Source organism: Actinoplanes sp. L3-i22, from assembly GCF_019704555.1.
In the GTDB taxonomy this organism is placed as follows: Bacteria; Actinomycetota; Actinomycetes; order Mycobacteriales; family Micromonosporaceae; genus Actinoplanes.
This window is the reverse complement of record NZ_AP024745.1, coordinates 5,401,630-5,422,973: the sequence shown is the minus strand read 5'-3', so window position 1 is coordinate 5,422,973 and position 21,344 is coordinate 5,401,630. Positions and strand designations below refer to the sequence as shown.

20 protein-coding genes and 1 pseudogene are annotated in these 21,344 nt (G+C 72.3%); 8 read left to right on the top strand and 13 right to left on the bottom strand.

The window, feature by feature from the left end; all coding sequences use genetic code 11:
• Window positions 1-21 precede the first annotated feature (21 nt).
• From L3i22_RS24100 to L3i22_RS24085, 4 genes are read right to left on the bottom strand one after another with little or no spacing between them, the layout of a single operon-like run.
• Window positions 22-2,364, bottom strand: coding sequence for a glycoside hydrolase family 2 protein (locus L3i22_RS24100; protein WP_221329211.1), 2,343 nt, complete (start codon window positions 2,362-2,364; stop codon window positions 22-24).
• Window positions 2,361-3,182: a carbohydrate ABC transporter permease gene (locus tag L3i22_RS24095; RefSeq protein ID WP_255658544.1), complete on the bottom strand. Its 822-nt coding sequence runs from the start codon at window positions 3,180-3,182 to the stop codon at window positions 2,361-2,363. Before L3i22_RS24095 ends, L3i22_RS24100 begins: the two co-directional genes overlap by 4 nt.
• Window positions 3,179-4,054 (bottom strand): carbohydrate ABC transporter permease, encoded by an 876-nt coding sequence (locus L3i22_RS24090; protein WP_255658543.1) that lies wholly within the window; start codon window positions 4,052-4,054, stop codon window positions 3,179-3,181. The genes L3i22_RS24095 and L3i22_RS24090 overlap by 4 nt, the downstream gene beginning before the upstream one ends.
• A complete protein-coding gene (locus L3i22_RS24085; protein WP_221329210.1) occupies window positions 4,051-5,367 on the bottom strand; it encodes an ABC transporter substrate-binding protein in 1,317 nt (438 codons plus the stop codon). The genes L3i22_RS24090 and L3i22_RS24085 overlap by 4 nt, the downstream gene beginning before the upstream one ends.
• 130 nt (window positions 5,368-5,497) lie before the next feature.
• On the opposite strand from L3i22_RS24085, the gene L3i22_RS24080 reads away from it, so the two are divergent.
• Together L3i22_RS24080 and L3i22_RS24075 are read left to right on the top strand one after the other, a co-directional pair.
• Complete coding sequence (locus L3i22_RS24080) at window positions 5,498-6,562, top strand: ROK family protein (protein ID WP_221329209.1); 1,065 nt, start codon at window positions 5,498-5,500, stop codon at window positions 6,560-6,562.
• Window positions 6,559-7,359, top strand: a pseudogene (locus L3i22_RS24075) (LacI family DNA-binding transcriptional regulator); the annotation flags it as partial. The gene L3i22_RS24080 and the pseudogene L3i22_RS24075, both read left to right, overlap by 4 nt.
• A gap of 27 nt (window positions 7,360-7,386) precedes the next feature.
• Here L3i22_RS24075 and L3i22_RS24070 read toward each other — a convergent pair.
• The gene (locus L3i22_RS24070) at window positions 7,387-7,833 is read right to left on the bottom strand and encodes an ester cyclase (protein WP_221329208.1); all 447 of its coding nucleotides are present in this window, start codon (window positions 7,831-7,833) and stop codon (window positions 7,387-7,389) included.
• Window positions 7,834-7,943: 110 nt separating this feature from the next.
• On the opposite strand from L3i22_RS24070, the gene L3i22_RS24065 reads away from it, so the two are divergent.
• Together L3i22_RS24065 and L3i22_RS24060 are read left to right on the top strand one after the other, a co-directional pair.
• Entirely contained in the window at window positions 7,944-8,852 is a 909-nt protein-coding gene (locus L3i22_RS24065; RefSeq protein WP_221329207.1) for a LysR family transcriptional regulator, read from the top strand.
• Between the two features lie 105 nt (window positions 8,853-8,957).
• Window positions 8,958-9,449 carry a hypothetical protein gene (locus tag L3i22_RS24060; protein WP_221329206.1) on the top strand — a complete coding sequence of 164 codons (492 nt, stop codon included), beginning with the start codon at window positions 8,958-8,960 and terminating at the stop codon, window positions 9,447-9,449.
• Window positions 9,450-9,529: 80 nt separating this feature from the next.
• Here the strand turns inward: L3i22_RS24060 and L3i22_RS24055 are convergent, their stop codons facing one another.
• From L3i22_RS24055 to L3i22_RS24045, 3 genes are read right to left on the bottom strand one after another with little or no spacing between them, the layout of a single operon-like run.
• Window positions 9,530-10,618, bottom strand: coding sequence for a Gfo/Idh/MocA family protein (locus tag L3i22_RS24055; RefSeq protein WP_221329205.1), 1,089 nt, complete (start codon window positions 10,616-10,618; stop codon window positions 9,530-9,532).
• Window positions 10,588-11,289 (bottom strand): ThuA domain-containing protein, encoded by a 702-nt coding sequence (locus L3i22_RS24050; RefSeq protein WP_221329204.1) that lies wholly within the window; start codon window positions 11,287-11,289, stop codon window positions 10,588-10,590. The genes L3i22_RS24055 and L3i22_RS24050 overlap by 31 nt, the downstream gene beginning before the upstream one ends.
• A gap of 25 nt (window positions 11,290-11,314) precedes the next feature.
• On the bottom strand, window positions 11,315-13,537 hold the full coding sequence (locus tag L3i22_RS24045; protein WP_221329203.1) for an Hsp70 family protein: 2,223 nt from the start codon (window positions 13,535-13,537) through the stop codon (window positions 11,315-11,317).
• A gap of 81 nt (window positions 13,538-13,618) precedes the next feature.
• On the opposite strand from L3i22_RS24045, the gene L3i22_RS24040 reads away from it, so the two are divergent.
• From L3i22_RS24040 to L3i22_RS24025, 4 genes are read left to right on the top strand one after another with little or no spacing between them, the layout of a single operon-like run.
• Window positions 13,619-14,167, top strand: a complete 549-nt coding sequence (locus L3i22_RS24040) for a hypothetical protein (protein WP_221329202.1) — start codon at window positions 13,619-13,621, stop codon at window positions 14,165-14,167.
• The gene (locus L3i22_RS24035; RefSeq protein ID WP_221329201.1) at window positions 14,158-14,823 is read left to right on the top strand and encodes a response regulator transcription factor; all 666 of its coding nucleotides are present in this window, start codon (window positions 14,158-14,160) and stop codon (window positions 14,821-14,823) included. The genes L3i22_RS24040 and L3i22_RS24035 overlap by 10 nt, the downstream gene beginning before the upstream one ends.
• Window positions 14,813-15,994 (top strand): hypothetical protein, encoded by a 1,182-nt coding sequence (locus L3i22_RS24030; protein ID WP_221329200.1) that lies wholly within the window; start codon window positions 14,813-14,815, stop codon window positions 15,992-15,994. Before L3i22_RS24035 ends, L3i22_RS24030 begins: the two co-directional genes overlap by 11 nt.
• Complete coding sequence (locus tag L3i22_RS24025; RefSeq protein ID WP_221329199.1) at window positions 15,991-17,967, top strand: sensor histidine kinase; 1,977 nt, start codon at window positions 15,991-15,993, stop codon at window positions 17,965-17,967. Before L3i22_RS24030 ends, L3i22_RS24025 begins: the two co-directional genes overlap by 4 nt.
• On the opposite strand, the gene L3i22_RS24020 is transcribed toward L3i22_RS24025, so the two are convergent.
• The 5 genes from L3i22_RS24020 to L3i22_RS24005 all read right to left on the bottom strand — a co-directional run bounded on the left by L3i22_RS24020 (window position 17,891) and on the right by L3i22_RS24005 (window position 21,343).
• Entirely contained in the window at window positions 17,891-18,955 is a 1,065-nt protein-coding gene (locus L3i22_RS24020; protein WP_255658542.1) for a hypothetical protein, read from the bottom strand. The two genes, L3i22_RS24025 and L3i22_RS24020, sit on opposite strands and share 77 nt — an antisense overlap.
• Window positions 18,956-18,972: 17 nt before the next feature.
• Window positions 18,973-19,254 (bottom strand): hypothetical protein, encoded by a 282-nt coding sequence (locus L3i22_RS53680; protein WP_255658541.1) that lies wholly within the window; start codon window positions 19,252-19,254, stop codon window positions 18,973-18,975.
• A 119-nt stretch (window positions 19,255-19,373) separates the two neighbouring features.
• On the bottom strand, window positions 19,374-20,261 hold the full coding sequence (locus L3i22_RS24015; protein ID WP_221329197.1) for a hypothetical protein: 888 nt from the start codon (window positions 20,259-20,261) through the stop codon (window positions 19,374-19,376).
• A gap of 120 nt (window positions 20,262-20,381) precedes the next feature.
• Window positions 20,382-21,041, bottom strand: a complete 660-nt coding sequence (locus tag L3i22_RS24010; protein WP_221329196.1) for a Type 1 glutamine amidotransferase-like domain-containing protein — start codon at window positions 21,039-21,041, stop codon at window positions 20,382-20,384.
• A gap of 98 nt (window positions 21,042-21,139) precedes the next feature.
• The gene (locus tag L3i22_RS24005; RefSeq protein ID WP_221330124.1) at window positions 21,140-21,343 is read right to left on the bottom strand and encodes a ferredoxin; all 204 of its coding nucleotides are present in this window, start codon (window positions 21,341-21,343) and stop codon (window positions 21,140-21,142) included.
• Window position 21,344 lies beyond the last annotated feature (1 nt).

Here is a 21,344-nt window from a genome sequence, read left to right as displayed (position 1 = left end):
TGACCGAGCACCGTAGACGTTTCATTGAGGATTCATCGACGCCATGACCGTGGCCAGGTCGGTCAGCACCCACGGGGCCTTGACCGCGGCCGGGTCCAGGTCGAGCGGCGCGCGGACGTGGAACACCGTCGACTCGCCGGGCAGCAGCGTGACGAAGCCCCGGTCGACGGTCGCCCGCGGGTGGATGCGGTCGGGCTGCAGCAGGAGGTCGCGGGCCAGGCCGGCGGCGTGCACCCGCACGTCGAGTCCACCGGGCACCGGCACGGCGTCGACGGTCAGCCCCGGATCCTCGTACGAGAAATCGGCCTTGAAAAACAACGCCCGGCACTCGTCGAGATCGGCGACGAGCATCTCCGCCGCCGGCGCCGGGACCAGCGCCACCGACCGCGGCGGCACGCTGACCTGCACAGCCGCGAGCGAGGAGAACCGCACGGTCCCCACCCAGGGAGCGGCGGTGTTGTTGAGCACGGCCAGCGTCAGGCCGCCGTCGCGGGGCTGGATGGTCAGCGCCCGGTCCGCGTTCATCTCGCGCAGCGCGAAGTACAGCGGTTTGTACCGCCCGGCCCCGTCGATCGCCGCCCACGAGGTGACCGGCCACAGGTCGTTGAGCTGCCAGAGGATGCTGCCGCCGGTGTGCGGCCAGTGCGAGCGCCAGTGCTCGACGCCGGTCCGCACCGCCCGCACCTGGTTGAGCTGGGTCAGATAGTGCCAGGCCTCGGTGCTTCCATCAAAAACGCCGAAGTGCGGGGCCAGGCCGCGCGCCAGTTTGCCGTTGCCGTCCTCGGCCTTCTGATGATGCAGCACGCCGGGCGAGTCCGGCAGCATCGGCTCGTCGGAGACCGCCTCCCGCAGCGTGGTCCACGCCGGCGGCGCCTGCCAGCCGAATTCGGCGACGAATCGGGGCGTGGAATCGCGGTAGTTCAGATAGTCCTCGCGATTCCACACCTCCCAGGAATGGAACGTGCCGTGCTCCGGGTCGTTGGGTTCGTGCTCCCAGGAACCGGACCAGGGGCTACCCGCCTGATAGGGCCGCGACGGGTCGAGTTCGGCCACGATCGCCGGCAGCGTCTCCAGGTAATACCGCTCGCCCCAGGTCTGATAGGCGCCGGCCGCGTTCCACGGCATCGCCTGGTGCAGCCACAGATTCTCGTTGTTGCCGTTCCAGGTGATCAGGCTCGGATGCGGCGCGAGTCGAGCCACGTTCTCCCGCGCCTCGGCGACCACTTCGGAAAAGATCGGCTCCTCCTCGGGATAGTCGGCGCAGGCGAACAGGAAGTCCTGCCACACCATCAGCCCGAGCTCGTCGCAGACCTCGTAGAAATCACGGCTCTCGTAAATGCCGCCGCCCCACACCCGGATCAGATTGACGCCGGCCGCGACGGCCTCACCAAGCCGGAGCGCATAGCGTTCCCGGGTCATCCGGGACGGGAAGATGTCGTCCGGAATCCAGTTCACACCCTTGATCAGCACCGGTTCGCCGTTGAGGTGGAAGACGAATCCACCGCCGCTCCGGTCGATGGCGACGCTCCGGAACCCGATGCGCCGCTCCCAATGATCGAGCACGTCGGCACCGTCGAGGAGCTCGACCCGCAAATCATCGAGAGCCGGTTCCAGCGGTCGCCACGGAACCACGTCGTCGACGTCCAAAGACAACCGCAATTCAAGACCATCAATTTGGCGTACGGCAATTTCCCGCCCGCCCAGCGAAACCCGGACACGCAGGTCCCTCGGCCGGGTCCGCTCGATCGCCACGCTCAGGTCGAGCCGCCCTATGCCGTCCGACCAGGTGGCCAGCGGCCGCACCGAGGCCAGTCGCGCCGTGCTCCACCCCTCGAGCCGCACCGGCCGCCAGATCCCGGCCGTGACCAGCGTCGGCCCCCAGTCCCACCCGAAACCGCAGGCCATCTTGCGGATGAAGTTGAACGGCTCCGGGTACGCGTTGTCCCGCGCCCCGAGCAGCTCCCGCACCCGCTCGGCCTCGGTGTAGGCCGAGGTGAACCGCACGCTCAGCGGCTGCGGGCCGCCGGCGAGCAGCCCGGTGACGTCGTACCGATAGCTGCGGTGCATGTTGCGGGTCGTGCCGACCTCCACCCCGCCCAGCTCGATCGCGGCAACCGTGTCGAGCCCGTCGAAGACCAGGTCGACGCGTTCATGCTCCGGCCCGTCCCAGGCAATTTCCCGCTGATAGGCCCAGTCCGCACGTCCGACCCAGGCGACGGCTTTTTCGTTGTCGTCCAGGAACGGATCCGGAATGCGGCCCGCGGCGAGCAGATCGGTGTGCACGCACCCGGGCACGCTCGCCGCGATGCGGACGTCGTCGCCGTGCAGCTCCCAGGCGCCGGAGAGGTCTTGAACAGAGGTCACTTGGTCGCTCCCGCGGTGATGCCGTTGTAGATGAAGCGCTGCAGCAACAGGAAGATCACCACGGTCGGAATGATGACGATCATCGTGCAGGCCGCGATCGTCTCCCATTGCGCTCCGTAGGGTCCTTTGAAGCGGAACAGCGCGGTGGAGATGACGCTCAGATCCGGCGAGCGCATGTAGAGGAACGGGATGTAGAACTCGTTGTAGATGGCGATGCCCTTGATGATGACCACGGTGGCGATCGCCGGTCTCATCAGCGGCAGGATCACCTTGCGGTAGATGGTGAACCGCCCGGCGCCGTCGATCATCGCGGCCTGGTCGATGCTCTGCGGAATCGACTGCATGAACTGGATGAAGATGTAGATGGACACGATGTCGGTGCCGAGGAACAGCACGATCGCCGACCACGACGTGTTGACCAGGCCCATCGATTTGACGATCTGGTAGGTGGCGACCTGGGTGGTCACCCCGGGCACGAGTGCCGCGACCAGGAAGAGGCCGAGTATCAAGCGCTTGAAGGGAAAGACGAAACGACTGATCGCGTACGCCGCGAGCGTCCCCACCAGCACGGTGCCGGTCAGCGAGACGACCAGGATGACGGTGGTGTTCCAGAAGCCGCGCAGCATGTCGCCGGCGGTCCACGCGGTCGCGAAATTGTGGAAGTTGAGCCAGTCGTGCGGCGGGGTCAGCGGGCCGGTGCTGTTGTACTCGGCGTGCGTCTTGAACGCCGCGAACAGCACCACCACGAGCGGGATCAGCACCACCAGCGACGCCAGGATCAGCGAGGCGTACTTGGCGGCGCGCGCCACGGTACTCACGTCAGGGTCACCTCGTCGTCGGGCAGGATCCGGCGCTGGATCCAGGTCAGCAGCAGCACGATCAGCAGCAGCACGACCGCCATGGCCGAGGCCAGGCCGATCTGCCGGAACTGGAACGCGGTCTGGTACGCCTGGACCACGAACGTGCGGGTGCCGTTCGCGCCGCCGGTCATGATGAACGGGATCTCGAAGACGCTGAGGCTGCCGGAGATCGCCAGGATGAACGAGAGGCTGATGATCCGCCGGATGCCGGGCGCGATGATGTGCCGGAACTGGTGCCACCGGTTCGCGCCGTCGATCTCCGCGGCCTCGTAGATCTCGCCCGGGATGGACTGGATCGCGCCGAGGAACAGCACGAAGTTGAGCCCGGTGAACCGCCACACCGACGTGCCGGCCAGCGAGAGGTTGGCGATGTCCGGGTCGCCGAGCCACTGCTGGGTGTGCCCGCCGAGGCCGAGCACCCCCAGCAGCGTGTCGAGGGTGCCGTCCGGCTGGAACAGGTACAGGAAGACGAAGCCGACCGCGACGCCGTTGAGCAGGTACGGGAAGAACAGGATGCCCTTGAACAGGTTGCGGAACCGGACGCTGAACGACAGCACGACCGCGAAGTAGAGGGCGATCGCGATCTGTGCGAACGACGCGGCGAAGTAGTAGAGGCTGACCAGGAAGACCCGCCAGTACTGCTCGTCGGTGAGCACGCGCACGTAGTTGTCCAGGCCGGCCGGGGTCATCGTGGGATCCAGGCCGTCCCATTTGTGGAAGCTGTACCAGAGCATGTTGCCGACCGGCACGTAGGTGAACGTGATCAACAGGATCAGCGCCGGGGCGACGTACGGCCAAGGGGTTTTGAAGATCTTGATCCTGGTCGTCACTTCATGACCCGGGACTGGGCCTCGCTCCAGCGCTTGTTCAGGTCGGCGAAGAAGGAGTCCTTGTCGCCCTTGGCGGCGCCGCGGGCGACGTCGACCAGCTTCTGCCGGTAGATGTTGCCCTTGAGGTCGATCTCCGACTCCTTGATGATCTCGTCCTCCTTGCCGGAGTTCGTGGTCGCGGCCGGGGTCTCGACCAGCTCGACGCCGGTCGCGGTGAAGTCCTGCAGGCTCTTGGGCAGCGGCTGGTCGATGGCCGGCGGGATGGCCTGCTGGTCGGTGGCGAAGCCGGACTCGTTGACGAAGAAGTCCAGCCAGGCCTTCGCGGTGGCCTTGTTCTTGGAGTTCCGGCTGACCGCGCCGAGCTTGTCGCCGTCGATGTTGGCGTGGAACTTGCCGCCGGTCTGGTACGGGAACGGCCAGAACGCGATGTCGTCGGGGTTCGCCCCGGCGGCCCTGGCGGCGTCCTGCATCTGCGGGACCGCCCACGAGCCGAGCAGCATGGTCGCCGTCCTACCGGTGGCGAGCATCGGCTTGGAGCTCTCCCAGTTGGTCGTCAGCGGGTCCTTCTCGCTGAGCTTGGCGTGCACGATGTCGTAGAGCAGCCCGTCCGCCAGGTATTCGATCTTGCCGGGCTGCCAGGGGTTCGGGTCGGCCGGGAACTTGTCGTTGATCGCCGGGTCACCGAGCACGGCCCGGTGGGTGTTCCACTCGGCGAGCGGCCAGCCGTCCTTGTAGTTGGTGTAGTACGGCACGGCGTCGGTCTTGTCCGCGACCGCCTTGAGCCCGGCGAGGAACTCCTCGGGCGTCTTCGGCGGCGCGGTGATCCCGGCCTGCGCCCAGATCCGCTTGTTGATCACGAAGCCCTTCGCCACGCCGCCCAGGGACAGAGCGAAGACCTTTCCCTGGTACGTCGCCGGGCTGAGGAACCGGTACTTGGCCTTGAGCTCGTCCTGCGTGCCGAGCGGCTCGAAGAACTGGCTGTACTGGTCGATCGCGACGGCGTTCGGGACCAGCAGCACGTCGCCGTAGTCGCCGCTGCTGAGCTGGGTGGTGACGTCGTCGTCGTAGTTCGTCACGCCCTGGAAGACGACCTTGGTGCCGGGGTACTTGGCCTCGAACTTCTTGGCGTACCCGGGCAGCGTCGTGCTGACCAGGTCGGTCCGGTTGGTCAGCACCGTGATGGTGCCCTTGACCTCGCCGGAGAAGTCGCCGCTCGCGGCGGTGTCGTCGCCGCCGGCGCCGCCGGTGCAGCCGGCCGCGAGTGCCAGGGTGGCCGCCGCGCCGAAGCCGAGGAACTGCCTTCTATTGATCATGCCGGTTATCCGTCCTGCTGGTTCAGCCCTGTGGAGCGCCCAGCATGAGACGGTCGTTACAGGCATGTCAAGATTAGATTATTAATTTATTAGATGCTGTACTGAGGCTCGACAACGAAGGGACGGACCGATGGCGCGTCGCGAAACACCGGCTGCCGGGCCCGGCAGCCGGGCCCTCGTCGTCGACGTGATCCGCTCGGCGGCCCGGATCAGCCGCGGCGAGCTGGTCGGGCTGACCGGCCTGACCCAGCCGTCGATCTCCAACATCGTCCGGGAGCTGATCGCCGACGGCATCATCCACGAGATCGGCTCGCTGGACTCGGCGCAGGGCCGGCCCCGCAGGCTCATCGCGATCAACCCGGCCAACCGGGTCGGCATCGGGTTCCACCTCGGCCCGGAGACGGTGACCTGCGTGGCCGCCGACCTGACCGGCGGGCTGATCGGCCGCGAGGTCGTGCCCCGGCCCTGGCCCGCCTTCGCCGACCTGTTCCACGACTTCACCGCCGCCCTGGCGCTGCCCCGCGACCGGATCGAGGGCCTGGCGATCGTGGCGCCCGGCCCGGTGCCGGCCGCCCCCGAGCTGGCCGGGCTGATCGGCGTCCCGGTCCTGGTCGACAACGACGCCGCGGCGGCCGCGCTCGGCGAGTTCTGGAGCCGGCGGGTGCCGCGCGAGCAGGCGTTCGGCTGTGTCTACCTGTCCGACAGCATCGGCGCCGGGCTGGTCTTCGGCGGCGCGCTGTTCCGCGGCGACCGGTTCGGCCACATCTCCATCGGCCACGACGGCCGGGCCTGCCCGTGCGGCAACCGGGGCTGCGTGCAGCAGTACGCCTCGACCACCGCGACCGTCGAGGCGGCCCGCGCCGCCGGGCTGCCGTTCCGCGGGTACGACGCGATCGCCCGGGCCGCGATCGGCGGGGACCCGGCGGCCTTCGCCCTGATCGAGACGGCGGCCGGCTACCTCGGCGTGGCCGTCACCTCGATGGTCAACCTGCTCAACCTGGAACGCATCGTGCTCACCGGCCCGGGCGTGGCCCTGGCCGGCTCGATCTACGCCCGCCGGCTGCGCTCCGCGCTGGACGGCGTCGCCGTGGAGATCTCCGCCCAGCCCCGCGACGCGGCCGGGATCGGGGCCGCGGCGCTGGTCATCCAGGCGTCGGTCGCACCCGGACACACCGTGGAAAGGAACCGTCTGTGACCCGTCGAGTGGGCTTGATCCTGGCCCGGGCGTCCCAGGTGCTCGGCGACGAGCCGTACTACCACGAGTTCATCGAGGGCCTTGACCGGGTGCTGATCCCGGCCGGGGTCTCGGTGCTGGTCAAGGTCGTCGCCGACCACGCGGCCGAGAGCGCCACCTACCGGCAGTGGGCGGCCGAGGAACGGGTCGGCGGCGTCATCATGGTCGACCTGTCCCCCGGTGACGACCGCGTCGCCCTGGTCCGCCGGCTGAACCTGCCGGCCGTGGTGATCGGCGACCCGTCGACCGCCGACGGCCTGCCCACCGTGTGGACCGACGACGCCGGCTCGGCCCGGGAGGCGATCCGTTTCCTCACCGGCCGCGGGCACCGGCGGATCGGGCACGTCAGCGGGCCGCTCGCGCTGGCGCACACCCAGCTGCGGTTCGGTGGCCTGCGGACCGAGGCCGCCGCGCACGGCGTCACGCTGATCAGCGTCGAGGGCGACTACTCCCAGGCGTCCGGGCGGACCGCCACCGCCCAGTTGCTCGCCTCCCGGCCGACCGCGATCATCTACGACAACGACGTGATGGCGCTCAGCGGACTGGCGACGATCAAGACGTACGGGCTGGCCGTGCCCGGCGAGGTGTCGGTGATCGCCTGGGACGACTCGGTGCCCTGCCAGCTCGCCGTGCCCGCGCTGTCGGCGATGAGCCACGACGTCAGCCGGGTGGGCGAGATCGCCGCCGACGCCGTCCTCGACGCGATGCGGGACAGCTCCGGCGAGATCTACGAGGCGCCACAGGCGCACATCGTCGAGCGCGACAGCACCGGCGCCCCGCGGGGCTCAGGCGGCGTCGGCACCGAGCTGCCGCAGCAGGCCACGGTTGTCGGTGCGCACCCACTCCTCGACCAGGCGGCCCCGGTCGTCGACCCGGAAGATGTTGAGCAGGTCGAAGACGACCCGCCGGCCGTTCGGCGGCAGCGGGCCCACCGGTGACTGGCTGAACTCGCGGACGAACGTGCCCTCGATCCAGGTCTGGCAGGCCAGGTGCTCCCCCTCGGCGACCACGATGCCGCGCCGGATCGAGCGGTCGTCGAACGCGGCGCGGACCGCGGCGAAGTAGGCGGTCAGGCCGGCGTAGTCGGACTCGAAGCCGTCCGGGCCGTGGAAGCGGAACTTCTCCGTGTCGAAGTAGTCGCCGACCTCGTCCGGGTGCTCGCCGGTGACTTCCAGCTCGCCGGCCCGGACCAGGCGCGCCACCAGCTGGTCCCGCGTGTACTGCTGCGTCATCTCGTACTCCTCGGATCGGGATCTCCCCCCACCATGACGCGCCGCAGGCATGCGTACCCAACACGTTTCGGACTGGGAACCATGCGAGGTACGCATGCTAGGTTCCCGGCATGACCGAGTTCACCCTGGTCGGGCTGCGCGTCGTCGGGCAGGTGGCGGCCACCGGCTCGTTCACCCAGGCCGCGGATCTGCTCGGCTACACCCAGTCGGCGGTCTCCCGGCAGGTGGCCGCCATGGAGGCCGCCGCCGGCGCGCCGATCTTCGAGCGGGGGCGCCGCGGCGTGACCGTCACCGCCGCGGGCGAGGTCGTGATCAGGCGGGCCACCGCGATCCTGGCCGACGTGTCGGCGACCGAGCAGGAGCTCGCGGGGCTGCGGGACCGGCTGGCCGGCCGGCTCACGGTGGGCTCGTTCCCGGCCGCCGCGATGGCGCTGGTGCCCCGGGCCATGGCGCGGCTGAAAGCCACCCATCCCGGCCTCGCCGTGCAGCTCACCGAGGCGTCCACCCCGGCGCTGCTGCGACAGCTGCGCGCGAAACGGCTCGACGTGGCGGTGCTCGGCGTCGGTTCCGGCCTGCCGGACTACGACCTCGGCGACCTGCACCTGACCACCGTGCTGCACGGCGACCTGCTGCTGGCGGTCGGCGAACGGCACCGGCTCGCCGACCGCCGGACGGTCGCCGTCGCCGACCTGGCCCAGGAGCCGTGGATCGTCGGCGCCGGGGCGGCCGGCGAGCCGCAGTTCGGCGCGTGGCCGACCCTGGCCGAGCCGGTGATCGCGCACACCGCGCGGCACTGGTCGACCCGGCTCGGGCTGGTCGCGGCCGGGCTCGGCATCACCGTCATCCCGGACCTGGCGGTGCGGGCCCTGCCGGCCGGCATCCGGACGGTGGCGGTCACCGACAGTCGCTGGGCCGGTCGCGCCACCGTGGCCGTGACCCGCGCCCGCCCGTCGGCCCGCGCCCAGGCCCTGCTCTCCGCCCTGTGCTCCGAAGCCGGACCCGACGGCGCCCAGCCATGATCATTTGACGGCGGGCCGCCGCCTTCCTAGGATCCCCGCCCATGGTCGTTCGGAACAGGAACTCGCAGGTCATCGTGGCCGGCTCGCGCCGGGCGACGGCCTGACGTGCCGACGCGGTGGAGCCGGGCACTGGCCCTCGCCGGGGCGCTCCTGGTCATCGCGCTGCTCGTCGTCGTGGCGGGCGTCAAGATGATCGCGGCCGCGTTCGAGCCCGGCACCCCGCCGGCCGAGGCGGACTTCCTCGGCACCTGGTGTTCGCCGGAGGGTGACCGGCTCGTACTCACCGACGGCCACGTCACGGTGGATCCGATGTCGCCGGTCCTGGCCGGTCAGATCTCGTACCGCGTTCCCACGCCGAAGCCGGGCACAGCGCCGGCGGCCACCACCGCGGCCGGCGACTGGGGCGTGTCGGTGCTGGGAGCCGACGCCATGTCCGGGCAGGTGGTGACGCTGGCGGTGCAGGTCGAGGAGATCGGCCGGGACACCGTCCTCAGCGAGATGCTGGAGTTCGACGTCTACGAACGAGATGCCGGATGGGCCTTCTCCCTGCCGCTGAAGCCGGCCGGCTCCGGCGATCTGGCGTTCGGCAAGTGTTAGGACGCATACGCCGCCAACAGCACCAACACCCCCGGCAGCCCCCAACGCCGCGGCGTGCTGATCTCCCCGAACTCATCTGATCAGCGCCACTGCTCCGGGGTGGTGAAAGGGACCGGGGCGGGGCGTTCGGCGGTGGTGGTGAGGTCGATGCGGCGGCCCTGGTCGGCCGAGTGGAGCAGGGCGGTCATCGCGTCGAGGACGTGCAGGGCAAGGGCGCCGCCGGCCCGGGGCGCCGGCGCGGTGATCATGTCGAGCAGGCCGATGCCGCGGGTCGCGTCCACGTACCCGGCCGACGGGGCGAGCGTGCGCCAGTCCCCGGCGCCAAGCTCGAAGAGGCGGACGTCGCCGTCGAAGGTGTTCGGGTCCGGGACGGCGAGGGTGCCGGTCTCGCCGTGCACCTCGATCGGGGCGGCCGTGGTCCGGACCGCGTCGAAGCTGGTGGTGATCGTCGACAGGGCGCCGCCGGCATGGTGCAGGACACCTGTCACGTGGGTGTCGACCGATACCTCGATCCGCTCGCCGGCGCGCGGCCCGGAGCCGATCACCCGGGACTCGCGCAGCCGGGAGCCGGCGCCGGTCACCGACACGATCGGGCCGAGCAGGTGGATCAGCGCGGACAGGTAGTACGGGCCCATGTCCAGCAGCGGGCCGCCGCCGGGCCGGTAGTAGAAGTCCGGGTTCGGGTGCCAGCGCTCGTGGCCGGGCGTGGCCATCACCGCGACCGCGGACATCGGGCGGCCGATCAGCCCGGCGTCGACGGCGGCCCGGGCGCTCTGGATGCCGGTGCCGAGCACGGTGTCCGGGGCGCAGCCGACCGGCACACCGAAGGCGGCCGCCTGGTCCAGCACCACGCGCGCGGCGGCCAGGTCGGCGGCGAGCGGCTTCTCGCCGTACACCTGCTTGTTGTTGCCGATGGCGCCCAGCGCGACCGCCGCGTGGGCGGCGGGCACGGTGAGGTTGAGAACCGTGTCGATCTCCGGGTCCTGCAGCAGTTCGTCGACCGCGACGGCGCGGCACCCGTCGATGCCGGCGGCGACCGAGGCCGCCCGGGCGGCGTCGATGTCGGCGACCGCCGCGATCCGCACCCCGGGGTGCCCGGCCAGGGTGGACAGGTACTGCCCGGAGATGTATCCGGTGCCTACGACGCCGATGCGGTGCGGGTCGCCCACAGCATTCCTCTCTCGATGACGGTACGCACGTTCGGGTTCGCCAGGACGTCGAGGCTGTGCCCGGGGGTGGTGACGACGATCCGGCCGCTGCCCCACTGCCGGGTCCAGACGGCCGGGGAAACGATCGGCCGGTGCCAGGGATGCCACGGCCGCACCGGGTGGGTGGTGGTGGCGAGCACGTCGCAGAGGTCGTCGTGCAGCACCCAGTACTGCTCGGTGGTCAGCTCGAAGTCGTCGAGACCGGCGGTGATCGGGTGCTCCCGGCCCAGCGCGGTCAGGTCGACCCGGTGCCGGAGGAAGTTGTCGGTCTCGTCGCCGCCGCAGGCGCCGGGCTCCTTGCTCGGATGGGTGGCGAACTGGCCGCCGACCAACTGCAGGTAGTCCGACGAGGCGCGGAACGAGTCGGCGATGCCGCCGTGCCAGCCGGTGAACCCGGTCCCGGCCGCGACGGCGGCCCGCAGCCCGGCGACCTCCGCGCGGTCGATCTCCGACATGGTGACGCACTGGACGATCAGGTCGGTCGCGACCATCACCGCCGGATCGGCGTAGACGGCCGTCGTGGCGGAGACCGTGACCTGGTAACCGTTGGCGGTGAGGAACGGCAGGAACATCTCGGTGGCCTCGACCGGCCGGTGGCCGTCCCATCCCCCGCGCACCACCAAGACTTTCATGCCCCTATCCCTACCAGATCCGCGATCAACGGGTCAGGTTCAGGACCGTCAACGTTTTGTCGTGGCTGTTGCTGACGTAGCCGCGGGAGCCGTCGGGCAGGACGGCGATCGAGGTCGGGGCGTCGCCGGTCGGCAGGGTGGCGGTGACCGTCAGCGTGTCGGCGCGGATCACCGACAGGTTGTCGCTGCCGCTGTTCACCACGTAGGCGTAGCGCCCGTCCGGGGACCAGCGCAGGCCCAGCGGCTGGCTGCCGACCTTGACGGTCCGGTGCACGGTGCCGTCGGTGGTGTCGATCGCGCAGACGGTGGCGTCGTCCCAGTTGACGTTGATCAGCAGCGGGCGGCGCGGGTTCTGCTCGACGGCGTGCGGCGAGCGGCCGACACCGATGTTGCCGAGCACCCGCCGGGTGGCCGTGTCGACGACGCTGATCTCGTTGGACTCGTGGTCGGCGACGTAGGCGCGGGTGCCGTCGACCGAGAACGAGACGTAGTGCGGCTCCGGCGGGACGGTGATCTCGGCGACCTGGACCAGTCGCCCGGTGTCGATCACGGTCACCGTGTGACCGTCGTGGTTGGGCACGTACAGCCACTTCCCGTCCGGGGTCACCGCGGCGAGGAAGGGCCTCGTCCGTACCGGAAAGGTCTTCTTGATGGTGTTGTCGTCGGTGTCCAGGACGCTGACCGCGTGCACCTTGCCGTCGCGCTGGTCCCACAGACTGACGTAGGCGAAGCGGCCGTCGGGCGAGAACGACACGAAGCGGGCCGGCCCGGGCGTGGGGATCTCGCTGGTCACCGTGCCGGTGGCGACGTCGAGCACGGACACCGTCTGCTCGCCGGAGGCGATGTAGAGCCGGCGCCCGTCCGGCGCGGCGGTGACGAAGTCGGGCGTGTGGGCCAGCTTGATCGCCCGGCCGAGCGAGGGCACCGCCACCGCCGCGGGAACGGGAACGACGGTGGGCGAGGCCCGGAAGGTGGCGGCGGCGATCGTCGGCGCCGGCTGCACCCGGCCCTCGCCGCGTTCGGCCAGGTAGATCGACGCACCGGAGAGGAGCAGGACGGCGGCGAGGATCGCGAGCACGGCCGGGAACCGCCGCCGGGGCGGGGGCGGCAGGACGATCGGCGGACCCGCGGGCGCGGGCTCGGGATCGGCGGCGAGGAAGGGCGGCGGCGGTGCCCCGGCCGAGACGGGCCGCTGACCGGCGACGACCGCGGCGCCCAGCGCGACCGCGTACTTCGGATGCGCGTCGGTCACCGTCGGCCGGCCGGTCTCGGCGGCGACCATCCGCTCGATCAGCGGGATCCGCGACGACCCGCCGACCAGCAGCACGCCGGAGAGCTGGCCGACGTCGAGCCGGGCGGTGTGCACGGCCCGGATCAGGGTGCCGATGGTGGACTCGACCGGCGCCCGGATCAGCGTCTCGAACTCGGCCCGGGTGAGCTTGGCGAAGAAGTGCCGGTTCGGCAGCAGCACCGGGATGGTGGTCTCGGTGTCGGCCGACAGCGCCTCCTTGGCCTGCACGCACTCCTGGCGCAGCCGGGCCATCGCCGCCGCGGCCGGGGGCGCCGACAGGTCGAGGTCGGCCAGCGCGCCGCCGTGCTTGTAGTCCAGCCACTGCAGGATCGCCTCGTCGAAGTCGATGCCGCCGAGGCGTTCCATCCCGTCCGGGTCACCCACGACCTCGACGGCCCCGTCGCGTTTGCGCAGCACCGTGGCGTCGAACGTGCCGCCGCCGAGGTCGTAGACGGCGAGCGTGTCGCCCTCGCCGAGCAGCCGGGAGGCGCCGTAGAACGCGGCCGCCGCCTCCGGCTCGGTCAGCGTCACGTGCTCGTGCAGCCCGGCCAGCCGGGGCACCTCCTCGAACAGCTCCCGCCGGTACGGACCCCAGGTCGCCGGGCAGGTCAGCGCGACCCGGTCCGGCGGCCCGCCCTCGACCCGGGCCACCGTGTCGAGCACGTCCCGCAGCTGGGCCGCCATCAGCGCGGTCACCGCGTGCGGCACCCCGCCGAGCACGACCGGGGTCGGATCGCCGAGGCGTCGTTTGAAGGCGCGCTCCACCCGCTCCGGCCGGCTCAGCGCCCGCCGCTCGGCGGCGTCCCCGAACGCCAGCCGGGACTCCTCGGTCAGGTAGACGACCGCCGGGCTGACCACGGTCTGGCTGCCCAGCGTGCACATCTCGGTGCGGCCGTCGCGCGCGATCGCGGCGGCCACGAAGGTGGTGCCCAGATCGACGCCGAGGTTGTAACCCACCTGACCATTTTTGGGCAGTTTGCGGCAATAACCTAGGAATGTCACCCGGACGAGGTCGGACGAATGGCCCACAATGGCCGCATGACGCCGGACGAGTACTGGGGGCGCCGCCTCGCCCTGGAGCAGCGGCTGCACGACGGCCCGGCGCTCCGGATCGCGGCGCTGACGCTGCGGCTGGGCCTGCTCGGCGAGAAGGCCCACGACCTGCGGCCGGACATCGCGGACCTGCAGGACCAGCTGCACCTCGCCCTGCAGGAGCTGCGCGTGATCGCCGGCCAGATCTATCCGCCGCTGCTGCGTGAGGAGGGGCTGGGCGCGGCCCTGCGGGAGCTGGCGGCCGGCCTCCCGGGGCCGGTGCGGGTGGACGCCGGCGACGGACGGTTCGACACCGCGGTGGAGGGGGTCGCCTTCTTCACGGTCCGCGAGGTTCTCGAAGGCCTCCGCGATGCCACTCGAACGGTGGACATCACCGTACGCAGGGATGACAGTGGTCTGGTTCTTGATCTGGCCAATGTCGATACTGGCCAGGTCGTAGCCGTACGTGACCGCATCGAGTGGCTCGGCGGGGCGGTCGAGATCGTCGGAGGTGCCGCGTTGCCCACGCTCAAGGTGCGGATCCCGTGCGGGTAGCGCTCGCCGAGGACGGCGCGCTGTTCCGGGACGGCCTGGTCATGCTGCTGGAGGCGGCCGGGCACGAGGTGGTCGGGTGCACCGCCGACGGCGACTCGCTGGTGGAGCTGCTGGCCACCCGGCCGGCCGATGTCGCCATCCTGGACATCCGGATGCCGCCCGAGCCGGACGGCGGCCTGCCCACCGCCGAACGGCTGCGGGCCGCGCACCCGAAGCTCGGCCTGCTGTTCCTGTCGCACTACGCGGAGACGCACTACCTGATGCGGGTGCTGCGGATCGGCACCGAGGCGATCGGCTACCGGCTCAAGGAGAAGGTGGGCAGCGTCGAGATCCTCAGCGACACGCTGACCCGGATCCGCGACGGCGAGATCGTGATCGAGCCGATGCTGGCCCAGCGCCTGGTCGAACGGCCCAGCAGCGAACGCCGCGACGTGGTCGCCGCGCTGTCCGGCCGCGAGCGGCAGGTGCTGCGGCTGATGGCCGAGGGCCGGTCCAACACCGGGATCGCCGGGCAGCTGGTGGTGATGCCGAAGGCCGTCGAGAAGCACATCGCGAACATCTTCACCAAGCTCGGGCTGCCGCCCGACGCGGCCGAACACCACCGGCGGGTGCTGGCCGTGCTGACCTATCTGAGGTCCGCACCGGATGTCGCCTAGCGCGCTGCTGCTGGCCGGGGCGGCGTTCCTGCCGCTGCTGTTCGCCGGGCGGGCCGTCGTGCTGCCGTTCCTGATCTGCGCCGCGGTCGCCGCGCTGCTGCCCCGGCTGCGGCGCGGCGCCGACGCGCTGGTGGCACGGGTGACCGGGCGGCGGGCGGTCACGCCGTACACCGCGCTGGCCGACGCGGCCCGCCACCTGGGCGCCGCGTCGATCCAGGAGGCGCTGCCCGCGCTCGAACGGGTGCTCGCCGACGGCACCGGCGCGCGCCGGGCCGCGGTGTGGCTGGCGGTCGGGCCACGTCTGCAGGCCGGCACCGACAGCGCGGAGAACCTGGCCGTGCTGCTCGCCCGCCCCGACGTCGGGCACGTCGTGCCGGTGCTCGACGGCACCGAGCTGCGGGCCGTGCTGTCGATCGAGAAGCCGGGGCTGCCGGTCACGCCCGGCGATCGGGACCTGATGCGCGACGTGGCCAACGGGGCGGCGTTGCTGCTGCGTACGGTCGCGCTCAACGCCGTGCTCGCCGAGCGGGTCGACCGCGCCGACCACCTGGCGCGGGAGCTGGCCGCCTCCCGGCAGCGGCTCGCGCAGGCCCGCGAGGTGGAACGGCGCCGGCTGCTGACCGAGCTGGCCCGGGCGACCTCCGGCCGGCTCGTCGCGCTGCGCGAACACGTCACGACCGCCCGGGCCGACCCGCGCGGACCGGGCCTGGCGCGGGCCCGCGCCGAGGTCGACGAGCTGGTCGACCGGTTCCGGGTGATCGCCCGCGGCGTCTATCCCGCGGTGCTGCGCGGCCAGGGACCCGGCCCGGCCCTGGAGGAGCTGGCCGCCGATCTGCGTCGCGGCGTGCACGTCAGCGGGGACCTCGGGGTCCGGGTCGCCTGGGAGCTCGAATCGGCCGTCTACCAGGTCGTCGCGGCCGCGCTGACCGTGCTCGCGGACTCCCCCGGCGCCGCCATCCGGGTCAGTCTGACCAGCGTGGACGGCCGGATCCGGGCGCTGGTCGAGGACGCCGACCCGCCGGTGACCGCGGCGCAGATCCGGGCCGCGCTGGCCCACGACACCGAACGGCTGGCCGCGCTCGGCGGCGACCTCGCGTGCGACGACGCGGCCGAGGGGCTGCGCCTGCTCGCCCGGCTGCCCGATCGACTCGACGCCGAGCCGGCCCGGTGACGCCGACGTTCCGCCTGCTCACCGTGCTTCCGGTGGCCGCCCTGCTGGGCGCGCTGTTCCTGCTCCTGAACACCAGGCTCGCCGCACCGCTTGCGGCAGCGCCGGTGGCGCTGCTTCTAAACCCCGCTTTGGTACGGGCGGAGCGTTACGCCGAGCGCATCCTGCACGGGCGGCGGCCTTCGCCGTACGCCGTCCTGGCCGGTCTCGGCGCCCTGTCCGGAACCGACCTGTCGCAGGTCGCCGAGGGTGTCGGGCAGGCCCTGGGCGCCCGGGTGTGCCGGCTGACCGTGCACCGCCCGGGACTTCCCGACCGCACCTGGGCGTGGTCCGGCCCCGGCCCGGCCGGCGCCGAGCTCACCCTGCCGATCACCCGCGGTGCCGAGCTCACCCTGCCGATCACCCGTGGTGCCGAGCGGCTCGGGTCGATCACCGTGGACCGGGCGGCCGCGGCCGGCGGCCCGGACGGCCAGCGCGGCCGGCTCGTCCGGGACATCGCGGACGGCCTGGGCGCCGTGCTCGCCGCGAACCGGCTCGGCATCGAGCTGGAACGGCAACTGCGGGTGGTGCGGGCGCACGCCGCCGACATCGCCGGGTCACGGCGGCGGCTGGTCGCCGAGATGGACGCCGAACGCCGCCGCATCGAACGCGACCTGCACGACGGCGCCCAGCACCACCTGGTCTCGCTGCGGCTCGCGCTCGGCCTGGCCGAGCACCAGACCGGCGCCGGGCGCCTCGCCGAGGCCGGCGCCGCGCTGGACCGGATCGCCGGGCGGATCGACGACGCCGAGGAGATCCTGGCCCGGACCGTCTCCGGGGTGACCTCTCCCCTGCTGGCCCGGCGGGGACTGGCCGCGGCGCTGCGGGCCGAGCTGGGCACCGGGGTGCCGGTCACGGTCGGCGGGATGGACGACGGCCGCCGGTTCGCCGCGGACCTCGAGTCGGCCGTCTGGTTCTGCTGCCTGGAGGCGGTGAACAACGCGCGCAAGCACGCCCCGGGCGCGGCGATCCGCCTCGCGCTGACCCGCACCGGCGACCGGCTCGGGTTCGGGATCCAGGACGACGGGCCGGGCTGGGACACCACCGCGCAGGACGGATCGCCGGGCCGGGGCATGCGCAACGTGATGGCCCGGGTGACCGCCGTCGGCGGGCTCGTGACGGTCCGGTCCGCGCCGGGCGCGGGCACCCGGGTCGACGGCTGGGTCCCGGTGCGGGCCGCGCCGCCGGACTCCTCGCTGGCCGGGGCGGTCCGCGCGGCGATCCAGGAGGCCGCGGCCGCGTACGGCGACGACGAGCCGGCCGAGCGAATCCGCCGGATCCGGGCCGACCTGGACCGGTCCGCGACCCAGGCCGACCTGGACCGGCCCGCGACCCGGACTGGCCTGGACCGGCCGGCGATCCGGGCCGATCTGGGCCCGCCGGCGACCCGGCGCGACGCCGTCCTGGCGGCGTGGTCGGCGCTGCGGGCCCTGGACGAGCTGGTCCGCGACGACCCGCCGGCGACCGGGGCGCAGTACCTGCGGCACCGGCTGGACCGGATCCGCTCCGGCAGCCGCGAGTTCGCCGAGGTGACCGCGATCGACGAGCTGCGCGCGGACCCCGGTGACCTGGGCCCGGCCGAGGTCGAGGCGGCCACCCGGCTGCTCGGCGACGACGGAGCCGATCCGCACAGCCGGCTCGCGCTGGCGCCGGACGCCGACCCGGCGCAGGTCGCGGCGGCCGCGCGCCGGGCACTGGCGATCTGGCGGGCCCGGGCCTCGCACCCGGGAACCGCCCACGGGGTCCGAAGAATCGCCGCGACCGTGGTCCGGACATGTGAACATCTGCTGCTCACCCGACCGGCCGGGGACACCACACCCGGGCACCTGCCGCTCACCCCGCCGCCCGAGCCTTTGCCGCTCACCCCGACGGCCGGAGACGTGCCGCCCGGGCCCGGAGCTCCCGGATCGAGGCCAGATCCGCGTCGATGTTCGTGAGGGCCCGGCCGGAGCGCTGGTCCTCGGCCGCCCGCCGGGCGGTGCCGGCGGCGACGGTCAGCCGCCGGGTGTGCTCGGTGACCGCCGCGTCCGCCGCGGCGTGCACCTGCTGCTCGATGGCGCGCAGGCCGTCGCGGACCTGCTTGCCCAGGGCCGGCCGCAACGCGTCGGCGGTCGAGCGGAGCCAGTTCAGGGTCTCGCCGCGCTCCCGGTCGGCCTGCCGCCACCGGTCGCCGGCCAGCGCGGCGCCGCCCAGGGCGAGCACGGCGACGACCGCGACCGCGGCCAGCAGCGGGCCCGGCACCCGGTGCCCGAGACTCCGGGACAGGACCAGGCAGATCGCGATCCCGCTGTAGGCGGGCATCAGGACGCCCATCAGCCGGGTCGCCAGCGGCTGCCGGCCCCCGGGGGCGCGCCGGGGCGGGGCGATCACGGTCGGCGCGCCGAAGACCAGGTTCACCGGCGGGATCGCGGCGGGCAGGCCGAGGGCGGCGGTCATCCGGGCGGTGATGGTCTGCGCGGTCCGGCGCAGGGTGCGATCACATTCGGTCACCTCGGCGGCCAGTCGGTACTGCAGCCAGCGGTCGACGTCAGCACGCTGGGCACCGGCCGCGATCATCGCGGTGCCCTCGTCGACGAGGGCACGGACGTGGCGCTGAAGCCCGTACCCCAAATCCGAATCGGCCGTGCCCACCGCATCGGCGAGCGTGCGGGGCCAGCGCGAGCAATGATCCCGGAACCGGCGAAGCCGGGTTTCGGCGTGCCCGGCCTCGGCGGCGAGCCGGGCGCCACGGCCCGGCTCGCACAGCCCGGCACGGCGGTTGCGCAGGTCGATCTCCAGTGACTGCAGGGACCGGATGACCTGATCGGCGGTCACGGGGCCCGCCGACAGCCGGGCGATCAGGTCGGGTCGCGCGTTGGCCTCGGCACCCTGCCGGACCAGCCGGACGAGCTCCCGCAGTTCGTCGTGCTCGACGGTGATCGTCATCGGGCCCCTCCCGCCGGTCAGCCGCAGAACGCGGACGAGTCGACGTGGTGCTCGGCGTGGTAGTAGTGGAACTCCTGGTACTCGTAGTGCTCCTCGTACTGGAAGTCCTGGTGCTGGAAGTCCTGGTGCTGGAAGTCCTGGTGCTGGAAGTCCTGGTGCTGGAAGTCCTGCTGGTGGGAGTCCTGCTGGTGGGAATCCTGGTGCTGGGAGTCGTCGGTGCCGCAGTGGCCCTGGTAGCTCTCCGCCGCGCTGGAGGCGGAGGTCTGGCTGTCGTCGTAGGAGTAGCTGCTCTGCCACATGGTCTCTGTCCTGTCTGCCGGGATGTTCCCTGGTCTTGCTGACAGGACCAATCCTGCTGCTCAGAGCGCCTCCGCAGAATGGTGCAGACCCCCGGATCGCCCCCCGGGTTATCCGGGGGTTACCCCTCCTTGCGGATCGCGTTGTCCACGTTCAACAGCCCGGCGGCGACGATCGCCCGGCTCAGTGGACGGGCCAGCTCGGCCAGCCGGTTGCAGCCCTCGACGCCGAGGATCGCGTACGCGGGAGCGGCGAGCCGATCGGTGGCCGCCTCGATCTCGGCGCGCTGCGCCCGGCCGGCCTCGCTCAGGACCGGCTCGCCGGCCTCGATCAGCCCGCGGTGCCGCAGCTCGTCGACGGCGCCGTCCCACTGCTCCTGGCTCCAGCCCCGGCTGCGGCGCAGGAAGCGTTCCGGCACGTCACCGGAGGCCGCGTGCAGCACCAGCGCCTCCAGCCCGGTCAGCCCGGCGAGCAGCAGCGCCGCGACGTGCCCGTCGCCGCGGAACTCCCGCAGCAGCGTCTGCGCCTGCCAGAGCACCTGATGCGGCTGGTCCGGCCAGGGCAGCGCGGCGTGCGCGGCGAACAGCGGGCGGCCCTCGGGACGATCGGCGACGGATTCGGCGGCCCGGCGGGCCAGTTCGGCGGCCTCGGCCACCTCCGGGCCGTGCACCGCGTCGCCGAGACCGCGGGTCAGGGCCGCGCCGGCGGCGTCCAGCCGGGCCGCCAGCATCGCCTCCGGGGTGGCCTTTGCCCAGGCCGCGGGCAGGGCGGCGGCAACCAGGCGCGGGTTGAAGTTGAAGAAGGTGGCGACGACCGGGCCGGCGCCGACGGCGCCCAGAGCGGCGGCCCGCGACGCGAAATAGCCCTCGCGGGCGCCGATGCCGAGCGCGGCGTAGCGCTCCGGCCCCTCGGGCACGAAATAGATCATGCCGTGCAGCGGCTCGGCCACCCGCCAGGTGTGGCGCACCAGCGCGTGATCGATCGCCGCGGGTTCGGTCGCGCTGGTCATGGTGCCGCCCTTCGTCACTGAAGTTACCGATGGGTAGCTTCGCACGACGATCACGCCGATGTCACGTGCGGGTTTCGACGATCAAAACCTTGCTTGGGTACGGCGTGAGCCGGCGCCCGCTCAGCCGAGCTTCGTCCACCGGCCCTCCGAGACCACCTCGACCGAGCCGTCCACCACCGTGATCGCCGTCTGCTCGTCGATGACGTAGGCCGGGACACCGAGGCCGGCGGCCCACCGCTCCGCGTGCGCGAGCGTGTTCGTCGGGAACGCGTCCAGGTGCGGAAAGATCGAGAAGTCGACGACCCCCAGGGTGCGGTCGTCCGGAGCATCGGGCCACTCGACGAAGTAGTCGCCGATCCGCGGCGTCATCACCATGCTGCCGGCACTGACCCCGACCCAGACCTGGTCCGGCATGGACGGCAGCAGCCCGGCCAGCCCGGACTCCCGCATCCAGTGACTCAGGTACGTCGCGTCGCCGCCGTCGGCCAGCAGCACGTCGGCCTGCCGGACCCAGGGCTCCCAGCGCTGCTCGCCGATGGTGGGCAGCGCGGTGAGCTCGAGGACCCCGAGCGACGCCCAGCCCAGGCCGGTGAAGTGCGCGAAGCCGGACTCGGCGGCCACCAGCCCGCGCACCGAGGCCGGCCCGCACCTCGGGTGACCCCACTGCGCGGTCGGGATGACCAGGGCATGACAGTCGGCGATCGGCTTGCCGAGCAGTCGCACGAGCGCGTCGCGGATGCTCGGATTGGTCACGCCGCCGGACGTCAGCAGGAGCTTCACAGCGTCCCCCAGGTGCGCTCAGGTGTTCCGGGCGCCTCCATCCTCCCGCCGACGCCCCGGCGGCGCGCGACCGGACGCCGGCCCGGCCGCGCGGCGGGTCAGTCGCCGGCCGTGACACGGATGGCGACGGCCGGGCACACCGCGGCGGCCTGTCGCACGTCCTCGAGATGAACCGGATCGGGCTCGGTGGCGAGCAGCACCGCGACGCCGTCCTCGTCACGCTGGTCGAAGACCTCCGGCGCGGCCATCACGCACTGGCCGGAGGCGACGCACCTGTCCTGATCCAGGGTGACCTTCATCAGT